Source organism: Pseudomonas sp. FG47 (assembly GCF_057809115.1).
In genome coordinates this window covers 118,333-127,114 of sequence record NZ_JBMDJI010000011.1, presented here as the reverse complement: position 1 = coordinate 127,114, position 8,782 = coordinate 118,333, and the positions used below count along the sequence as shown (strand labels likewise).

Genomic DNA, 8,782 nt, shown 5'->3' with positions numbered 1-8,782 from the left:
TGGAGCCAGCGGTTTTTGCCTACTTTTGCCCGCGTGCAAAAGTAGGTCGCCGTAAGGGCGAAAAGGTGACTAAATGTCGACATAATCTTCGAATGAGCATAAAAAAATCAAAACAATCGCTGTCGAACCCAAACCCAAACCCTTGCCTCCTCCCCCCCAACCCGCTATCGTCCCAAAAAAATCATCCGATGACTGGACGTTCCCGCTAAGTGTCTCAACTAACCAAACGCTCCCTGGTAGAACAAGCCGTAGACCAGCTCCGCGACCGCATCGCCATGGGCACCTGGTCGGTAGGTCAACGCCTGCCCACCGAACCCGAGCTGGCCAGCGACCTGGGCATCAGCCGCAACACCGTGCGTGAAGCCATGCGCGTCCTGGCCTTCAGCGGCCTGGTGGAAATCCGCCAGGGCGACGGCAGCTACCTGCGTACCGTCTCCGACCCGCTGCAAGCCGTCCAGGCCATGTCTCGCTGCACCGTTGAACACGCCCGCGAAACCCGCCACATCCTCGAGGCCGAAGCCATCGGCCTGGCCGCCCTGCGCCGCTCCGAGCACGACCTGCAGCAACTGCGCGAAGCCCTGCAACACAGCGCCGCGCATTTTCACAGCGATATCCCCGCCTACGTCGCCTGCGACATCCAGTTTCACCAGCTGCTGGTCGACGCCGCCCACAACCCCGCGCTGAGCGAGCTCTACCGCTATTTCTCCGGCGTGGTGGCCGCCGCCCTGCAACACAACATGTCCACCGTTCCCCGCTGCCAGGCCGTGTTCGACCTGCACGCAGAGATCGTCGACGCCCTCGAACAACGTGATCCGGAACGGGCCAAGCACCTGAGCCGGACCCTCATCGAATCCTGACAGCGAGAAGGCCATGGCCGAACGAACGAACCACGACACCGCCCAGCGCGAGGCGGAACTTGAAGAGCTGTTGATCGACGCCGAAGCCGACGACGAGCAGGTCCAACAGCAACCCGTTGTGCTGCGCCGGCCCTGGTTGCTGCTGCTGGGGCTGGTGCTGGTGGCGCTGAACCTGCGCCCGGCACTGTCGAGCATGGCGCCCGTGCTCGGCCAGGTCAGCGCGGGCTTGGGCCTGAATGCCTCGCAAGCAGGCCTACTGACCACCCTGCCAGTATTGTGCCTGGGGCTTTTCGCACCGCTGGCGCCGGTCCTGGCGCGGCGTTTCGGCAGCGAGCGGGTGATCCTCGGCATCCTCCTGACCCTGGCCCTGGGCATCCTGGTGCGCAGCACGCTGGGGAGCGCCGGGGTTTTCCTCGGCAGCCTGATGGCCGGGGCCAGTATCGGCATCATCGGCGTGCTGTTGCCCGGTATCGTCAAGCGCGACTTCCCGCAGCACGCCGGTACCCTGACCGGGGTCTACACCATGGCGCTGTGCCTGGGCGCGGCCATGGCTGCCGGCGCCACCGTGCCCTTGACCCGGCACTTCGACGATAGCTGGGCCATTGGCCTGGGCTTCTGGCTGCTGCCGGCCTTGCTGGCGATGCTGGTGTGGTTGCCCCAGGCGCGCCAGGGCCACGGGCTGCACAAGGCCGCCTACCGGGTGCGTGGGCTGTGGCGCGACCCGCTGGCCTGGCAGGTCACCCTGTACATGGGGCTGCAGTCGTCGCTGGCCTATATCGTGTTCGGCTGGCTGCCGTCGATCCTCATCGGTCGTGGCCTGAGCCCGACCGAGGCAGGACTGGTACTGTCGGGGTCGGTGATCGTGCAATTGGTCAGCGCCTTGAGCGCGCCTTGGTTGGCGACGCGCGGCAAGGACCAGCGGCTGGCCATCGTGATCGTGATGCTGGTGACCCTGGCTGGGCTGTTCGGCTGCCTGTATGCACCGATCGAGGGCCTGTGGGGCTGGGCGATTCTGCTCGGGCTGGGGCAGGGCGGTACCTTCGCCCTGGCACTGACCCTGATCGTGCTGCGCTCCAAGGACGCTCATGTGGCGGCGAACCTGTCGAGCATGGCCCAGGGCGTGGGCTATACGCTGGCATCCATGGGGCCATTCGCGGTGGGGCTGGTGCATGATCTGACCGGTGGCTGGAGCGCGGTGGGCTGGATCTTCGCGGTGCTGGGTATCGGCGCGATCCTGTTCGGTCTCGGCGCCGGGCGAGCACTGCATGTGCAGGTCAGCAGCGAGCACGTTTAAGGAACTGGCTTGCCCCGTGATCGTCATTCACCAGGCGAATGGGCATGGTGTTGCGGGCATCCAGACAGTATCTTGCGGGTTTCGCACCTTGCGCAGGAACAGTCCATGAGCGATGCCAACAGCGCCCTGATCACCCGTTTCTACCAGGCCTTCCAATGCCTGGACGCCGAGGCCATGGTGGCCTGCTACAGCGATGATGTCGTCTTCAGCGACCCGGTCTTTGGCACTCTGCGCGGGCGCGACGCGGGCGACATGTGGCGGATGCTCACCACCCGCGCCAAGGACTTCACCCTGACCTTCGACGACGTGCGCAGCGATGGCGCGCACTGGGTGGCCACCTACCTGTTCAGCCAGACCGGGCGGGTGGTGGTCAACGATATCCAGGCACGCTTCGTGATTCGCGACGGGCTGATTTGCCAGCACGACGATACCTTCGACCTGTGGCGCTGGTCGCGCCAGGCACTGGGCATGCCGGGCGTGCTGCTGGGCTGGACGCCGATGCTGCAGAACAAGGTGCGCCAGCAGGCGTTCAAGGGGCTTCGCGCATTCCAGCAGGCGCGCTGAGGCGTTAAGCTGGCGACCTTCTTCCGTTGCACCGAACCGAGCCGTGAGCGAAACAGCGCCTTCCCCCGACTGCAAACCCTGGTACGTCTACCTGGTGCGTGCCGCCAATGGCTCGCTGTACTGCGGTATCAGCGATGACCCGCAGCGGCGATTCATCAAGCACCAGAAAGGGCAGGGCGCCCGATATTTCAAGACCAGCCCGGCACAAGCGCTGGTTTACGTCGAGCAGTGGCCCGACAAGGGCGAGGCGCTGCGCCAAGAGCGGTTGGTGAAGAAGCTGCGCAAGGCGGCGAAGGAGGCGTTGGTGGTTGCTTTCGCCCAGACGCAGGACACCTTGTAGGAGCCAGCTGGCTCCCACAGGAACGGCAAGCGTCAGCTCAGTCCTTGCGGCGCTTGAGCTGGTCGATCAACTGGGTTGGCAGGCCCTTGATCACCAGCGTGCCGGCTTCTTCGTCATATTCCACCTTCGAGCCCAGCAGATGTGCCTCGAAACTGATCGATAGCCCTTCTGCGCGCCCGGTGAAGCGGCGGAACTGGTTGAGGGTGCGCTTGTCGGCCGGGATCTCCGGCGACAGGCCATAGTCACTGTTGCGAATGTGGTCGAAAAACGCCTCGGGGCGGTCCTCGTCGATCAGGCTGGAGAGCTCCTCCAGCGCCATGGGTTCGCCCAGTTTGGTCTGTGTGGTGGCGTAGTCGACCAGGGTCTGGGTCTTCTCCCGGGCGGCTTCTTCCGGCAGGTCTTCCTTTTCGACGAAATCGCTGAACGCCTTGAGCAGGGTCCGGGTTTCACCCGGGCCGTCGACGCCCTCCTGGCAGCCGATGAAGTCGCGGAAGTAGTCCGAGACCTTCTTGCCGTTCTTGCCCTTGATGAACGAGATGTACTGCTTGGAGTGCTGGTTGTTCTTCCACTCCGAAAGGTTGACCCGCGCCGCCAGGTGCAACTGGCCCAGGTCCAGATGGCGCGATGGGGTGACGTCCAGCTCGGCGTTCACCGCCACGCCTTCGCTGTGGTGCAGCAGGGCGATGGCCAGGTACTCGGTCATGCCTTGCTGGTAATGGGCGAATAGCACGTGCCCGCCGGTGGACAGGTTGGACTCTTCCATCAGTTTTTGCAGGTGCTCGACAGCGACACGGCTGAAGCTGGCGAAGTCCCTTTCCCCGTCCTGGTACTGCTTGAGCCAGCCACTGAACGGGTAGGCGCCGGACTCGCCATGGAAAAAGCCCCAGGCCTTGCCCTGTTTGGCGTTGTAGCTGTCGTTGAGGTCGGCCAGCAGGTTCTCGATGGCGTCGGAGGCTACCAGTTCGCTGTCGCGGGCATGGAGCACGGCGGGGCTGCCATCGGGCTTCTTGTCGATCAGGTGAACGATGCAATGACGGATTGGCATGGAATTCTCGGGGTAAAGGGCGGCATGGGGCCGCGCTGCAAAAGGCGTTAAGTTTACCTCAGGGGGAGGGCGGTGCAGTGGCCAGATGTTGGCGGAAATGCCGGTTGTTCGTTTTTTGTTCAACTTTTTGCGGTTTTTTCTGAAACCCCCGAAAAACCTGCACAAAATCAGTGTCGATAGCGGATATTTATCGATTCCTGTGGTAGCTTTGCGCGGTCTTGCGCCCCTTGGGTGGCGCATTGCTGGCAGATCGCTTGCGGGGTGTCGAACCAAACGCCGATTTGCGTATCTACATACGCGATCGACGCGGCCTCTGGAATGTCCCGGGCTGGCCCGACCACCGACAAGCACGCTGCACAACCTCTGAATTTGATAGGGAAGGAACACCACCATGGCACTGACCAAAGACCAACTGATTGCCGATATCGCTGAATCCATCGACGCGCCGAAAACCACCGCGCGTGCTGCACTGGAGCAACTGGGCCAGATCGTCGCCGACCAATTGGAAAACGGCGCTGAAATCACCCTGCCAGGCATCGGCAAACTGAAAGTCACCGAGCGTCCTGCCCGCACTGGCCGCAACCCTTCGACTGGCGCCGCCATCGAAATCGCTGCCAAGAAAGTCGTCAAGTTCGTTCCAGCCAAAGTGCTGACCGACTCGATCAACAAGTAATTGTTGATTTGACGAAACCGCGCCCGGCTTGCCCGGGCGCGGTTTTTTCATGCCTGCGATTTACGCAAGGCATGCCATTGCTGGCGTGCCGCGTCGTCATGGAAGCTCCAGGCGACCATGCGGCTCTGCTTCTGCCCCTGGCCCATCTCGACGATGCGCAGGGCCTTCACCCCGGTCTTCTTCAGGGCCGCCTCGATGCCCGGCAGGTTGCTGGCCTTGGATACCAGGCTGGTGAACCACAGCACCTGGGCCGCGTACTGCGCGCTTTCGGCGACCAGTTGGCTGACGAAGCGGATCTCGCCGCCTTCGCACCACAGTTCATTGTTCTGCCCGCCAAAGTTCAGTACCGGCAGCTTGCGCTTGGGGTCCTGCTTGCCGAGGTTCTTCCACTTGCGTTGGCTGCCGCGGGTGGCTTCCTCGCGCGAGGCGTGGAAGGGCGGGTTGCACAGGGTCAGCTCAAAGCGCTCGTCGGCCTGCAGCAGGCCGCTGAGGATGTACTTGCGCTCAGGTTGCAGGCGCAGGCCAATGGCCTTGTCGAGCTTGTTGGCCTGGACGATGGCCTTGGCCGACGCCAGGGCGACGCTGTCGATGTCCGAGCCCAGGAAGCGCCAGCGATAGTCACTGTGGCCAAGCAGCGGGTAGATGCAGTTGGCGCCGACGCCGACATCCAGCGCGCGGACCTGGGAGCCACGGGGGATTTCGCCGCGATTGTCCTCGGCCAGCAGGTCGGCCAGCACGTGGATGTAGTCGGCGCGGCCAGGGATCGGCGGGCACAGGTAATCGGCGGGGATGTCCCAGTGCTGGATGGCGTACTGGGCCTTGAGCAGGGCGCGGTTGAACACCCGCACGGCTTCGGGGTTGGCGAAGTCGATGCTGGGCTTGCCGTGGGGGTTGGTGATGGTGAAACGGGCGAGGTCCGGGTGGGCCTTGATCAGTGCCGGGAAATCGTAGCGGCCCTGGTGGCGGTTGCGTGGGTGCAGGGTGGGTTTGTTGGTCATGGTCGGATCCGGTGTTGCAGGCCCTGGGGCTGCTTTGCAGCCCTTTCGCGACACAAGGCCGCTCCTACAGGATAGCGGCGCCTCTCAATCCGGCGCCGTTCCTGTAGGAGCGGCCTTGTGTCGCGAAAGGGCCGCAACGCGGCCCCAGCGGTCTATCAGGTTGTTACAGCGCTGCAATCCGCGCGTGCTGCTCGGTGAAGTTGGCCAGGGCCTGCTCCGACTCGGCCAGCTTGGCACGTTCCTTCTCGATTACCGCCGGCGGGGCCTTGTCGACGAAGGCGGCGTTGGACAGCTTGCCGCCGACGCGCTGGACTTCACCCTGCAGGCGCTGGATCTCCTTGCTCAGGCGCGCCAGTTCCGCGTCCTTGTCGATCAGCCCGGCCATCGGCACCAGCACTTGCAGGTCACCCACCAGGGCGGTGGCCGACAGCGGCGCTTCGTCCTGTTCGCTGAGCACGGTGAACGATTCGACCTTGGCCAGCTTCTTGAGCAGGGCTTCGTTTTCCTGCAGGCGACGCTGGTCGTCGGCGTTGGCGTTCTTCAGGAACAGCGGCAGCGGCTTGCCTGGGCCGATGTTCATCTCGGCACGGATGTTGCGCAGGCCGACCATCAGCTCCTTGAGCCACTCGATGTCGCCTTCGGCGGCGGCGTCGATGCGCGCCTCGACGGCTACCGGCCACGGCTGCAGCATGATGGTCTTGCCGTCGATGCCGGCCAGCGGCGCGATGCGCTGCCAGATCTCTTCGGTGATGAACGGCATGAACGGATGGGCCAGGCGCAGGGCCACTTCCAGCACGCGCACCAGGGTGCGACGGGTGCCACGGGCGCGCTCTACCGGGGCGTTCTCGTCCCACAATACCGGTTTGGACAGCTCCAGGTACCAGTCGCAGTACTGGTTCCAGATGAACTCGTACAGCGCCTGGCTGGCCAGGTCGAAGCGGAACTGCTCGAGCTGGCGGGTTACCTCGGCTTCGGTACGCTGCAACTGCGAGATGATCCAGCGGTCGGCCAGCGACAGCTCGTAGGCCTCGCCGTTCTGGCCGCAGTCCTCGCCCTTGTCCAGCACGTAGCGGGCGGCGTTCCAGATCTTGTTGCAGAAGTTGCGGTAGCCTTCGACGCGGCCCATGTCGAACTTGATGTCACGACCGGTGGACGCCAGCGAGCAGAAGGTGAAGCGCAGGGCATCGGTGCCGTAGCTGGCGATGCCCTCGGGGAACTCGGCCTTGGTCTGCTTGGCGATCTTCTCGGCCAGCTTGGGCTGCATCATGCCGCTGGTGCGTTTTTCCAGCAGGGCATCGAGGGTGATGCCGTCGACGATGTCCAGCGGGTCCAGCACGTTGCCCTTGGACTTGGACATCTTCTGGCCCTGGCCGTCGCGCACCAGGCCGTGCACGTACACGGTCTTGAACGGTACCTGCGGGGTGCCATCCTCGTTCTTGATCAGGTGCATGGTCAGCATGATCATGCGTGCAACCCAGAAGAAGATGATGTCGAAGCCGGTCACCAGCACGTCGGTGCTGTGGAACTTCTTAAGGAACTCGGTCTGTTCCGGCCAACCGAGGGTGGAGAAGGTCCACAGGCCCGAGCTGAACCAGGTGTCGAGGACGTCGTCGTCCTGGCGCAGCGCTACGTCGGCGCCCAGGTTGTGCTTGGCGCGCACTTCGGTCTCGTCGCGGCCGACATAGACCTGGCCGGCCTCGTCGTACCAGGCCGGGATACGGTGGCCCCACCACAGTTGGCGGCTGATGCACCAGTCCTGGATGTCGCGCATCCAGGAGAAGTACATGTTCTCGTACTGCTTGGGCACGAACTGGATTCGGCCGTCTTCCACGGCAGCAATGGCAGGTTCGGCCAGCGGCTTGGTGGAGACGTACCACTGGTCGGTCAGCCACGGCTCGATGACGGTGCCGGAGCGGTCGCCCTTGGGCACCTTCAGGGCGTGGTCGTCGATGCTGACCAGCAAGCCCTGGGCGTCGAGGTCGGCAACCATTTGCTTGCGCGCGACGAAGCGGTCGAGGCCGGCGTACTGGGTCGGCAGCGAGGTATCGACGTTCTCGTTGACGCTGCCGTCGAGGTTGAACGCCTGGACCGCCGCCAGCACGGTGGCGTTCTTGTCGAAGATGTTCAGCAGCGGCAGGTTGTGGCGTTTGCCGACTTCGTAGTCGTTGAAGTCGTGGGCCGGGGTGATCTTCACGCAGCCGGTGCCGAATTCGGGGTCGCAGTAGTCGTCGGCGACGATCGGGATGCGGCGGCCGACCAGCGGCAGTTCGACGAACTTGCCGATCAGGGCCTGGTAGCGCTCGTCGGTCGGGTTGACGGCAACGGCGACGTCACCGAGCAGGGTTTCCGGACGGGTGGTGGCGACCACCAGGTGGTCCTTGCCTTCGGCGGTCTTGGCGCCGTCGGCCAGCGGATAGCGCAGGTTCCACAGGTGACCCTTCTCGTCGTGGTTTTCCACTTCGAGGTCGGAGATCGCCGTGTGCAGCTTGGTGTCCCAGTTGACCAGGCGCTTGCCGCGGTAGATCAGGCCGTCTTCGTGCAGGCGCACGAAGGCTTCCTTGACCGCCTCGGAGAGGCCGTCGTCCATGGTGAAGCGCTCGCGGCTCCAGTCCACCGACGAGCCCAGGCGGCGGATCTGGCGGCTGATGTTGCCGCCCGATTGATCCTTCCACTCCCAGACCTTCTCCAGGAACTTGTCGCGGCCCAGATCGTGGCGATTCTGGCCCTTGGCTTCAAGTTGGCGTTCCACCAGCATCTGGGTGGCGATACCGGCGTGGTCGGTGCCCGGCTGCCACAGGGTGTCGCGACCCTGCATGCGGCGGAAGCGGATCAGGGCGTCCATGATCGCGTTGTTGAAGCCGTGGCCCATGTGCAGGCTGCCGGTGACGTTCGGCGGCGGGATCATGATGGTGTAGGACTCGCCTGCACCTTGTGGGGCGAAATAGTTCTCGGACTCCCAGGTGTTGTACCAGGAAGTTTCGATGGCGTGCGGCTGGTAGGTCTTGTCCATG

General features: G+C 64.0%; 8 protein-coding genes. 5 read left to right on the top strand and 3 right to left on the bottom strand.

All coding sequences use genetic code 11. From position 1 onward, the window contains the following. Window positions 1-209: 209 nt before the first annotated feature. The 4 genes from ACODS5_RS11680 (at window position 210) to ACODS5_RS11665 (ending at window position 3,055) form a co-directional block, all read left to right on the top strand. On the top strand, window positions 210-857 hold the full coding sequence (locus ACODS5_RS11680) for a FadR/GntR family transcriptional regulator (RefSeq protein WP_489108737.1): 648 nt from the start codon (window positions 210-212) through the stop codon (window positions 855-857). A gap of 13 nt (window positions 858-870) precedes the next feature. Continuing rightward, window positions 871-2,151, top strand: a complete 1,281-nt coding sequence (locus ACODS5_RS11675) for a CynX/NimT family MFS transporter (RefSeq protein WP_489108736.1) — start codon at window positions 871-873, stop codon at window positions 2,149-2,151. A gap of 105 nt (window positions 2,152-2,256) precedes the next feature. Beyond that, window positions 2,257-2,715, top strand: a complete 459-nt coding sequence (locus tag ACODS5_RS11670) for a nuclear transport factor 2 family protein (RefSeq protein ID WP_489108735.1) — start codon at window positions 2,257-2,259, stop codon at window positions 2,713-2,715. Window positions 2,716-2,758: 43 nt separating this feature from the next. Continuing rightward, on the top strand, window positions 2,759-3,055 hold the full coding sequence (locus tag ACODS5_RS11665) for a GIY-YIG nuclease family protein (protein WP_134691717.1): 297 nt from the start codon (window positions 2,759-2,761) through the stop codon (window positions 3,053-3,055). A 37-nt stretch (window positions 3,056-3,092) separates the two neighbouring features. Here the strand turns inward: ACODS5_RS11665 and yejK are convergent, their stop codons facing one another. Then, on the bottom strand, window positions 3,093-4,100 hold the full coding sequence (yejK, locus tag ACODS5_RS11660; RefSeq protein WP_134691716.1) for a nucleoid-associated protein YejK: 1,008 nt from the start codon (window positions 4,098-4,100) through the stop codon (window positions 3,093-3,095). A 391-nt stretch (window positions 4,101-4,491) separates the two neighbouring features. Between yejK and ACODS5_RS11655 the strand changes: the two genes are divergently transcribed. Further along, window positions 4,492-4,773: an HU family DNA-binding protein gene (locus ACODS5_RS11655; RefSeq protein ID WP_134691715.1), complete on the top strand. Its 282-nt coding sequence runs from the start codon at window positions 4,492-4,494 to the stop codon at window positions 4,771-4,773. Window positions 4,774-4,820: 47 nt separating this feature from the next. On the opposite strand, the gene rlmF is transcribed toward ACODS5_RS11655, so the two are convergent. Continuing rightward, window positions 4,821-5,771 carry a 23S rRNA (adenine(1618)-N(6))-methyltransferase RlmF gene (gene rlmF / locus ACODS5_RS11650; protein ID WP_134691714.1) on the bottom strand — a complete coding sequence of 317 codons (951 nt, stop codon included), beginning with the start codon at window positions 5,769-5,771 and terminating at the stop codon, window positions 4,821-4,823. Between the two features lie 163 nt (window positions 5,772-5,934). Beyond that, entirely contained in the window at window positions 5,935-8,781 is a 2,847-nt protein-coding gene (locus ACODS5_RS11645; RefSeq protein WP_489108734.1) for a valine--tRNA ligase, read from the bottom strand. Between the last annotated feature and the right edge of the window lies 1 nt (window position 8,782).

What these genes read in the sequence shown, in the direction of transcription:
- ACODS5_RS11655 (WP_134691715.1), top strand. Translation starts at nt 4,492, where the DNA reads ATGGCACTGACCAAAGACCAACTGATTGCCGATATCGCTGAATCCATC.
- ACODS5_RS11675 (WP_489108736.1), top strand. Translation starts at nt 871, where the DNA reads ATGGCCGAACGAACGAACCACGACACCGCCCAGCGCGAGGCGGAACTT.
- yejK (WP_134691716.1), bottom strand. Translation starts at nt 4,100, where the DNA reads ATGCCAATCCGTCATTGCATCGTTCACCTGATCGACAAGAAGCCCGAT.
- ACODS5_RS11645 (WP_489108734.1), bottom strand. Translation starts at nt 8,781, where the DNA reads ATGGACAAGACCTACCAGCCGCACGCCATCGAAACTTCCTGGTACAAC.
- rlmF (WP_134691714.1), bottom strand. Translation starts at nt 5,771, where the DNA reads ATGACCAACAAACCCACCCTGCACCCACGCAACCGCCACCAGGGCCGC.
- ACODS5_RS11670 (WP_489108735.1), top strand. Translation starts at nt 2,257, where the DNA reads ATGAGCGATGCCAACAGCGCCCTGATCACCCGTTTCTACCAGGCCTTC.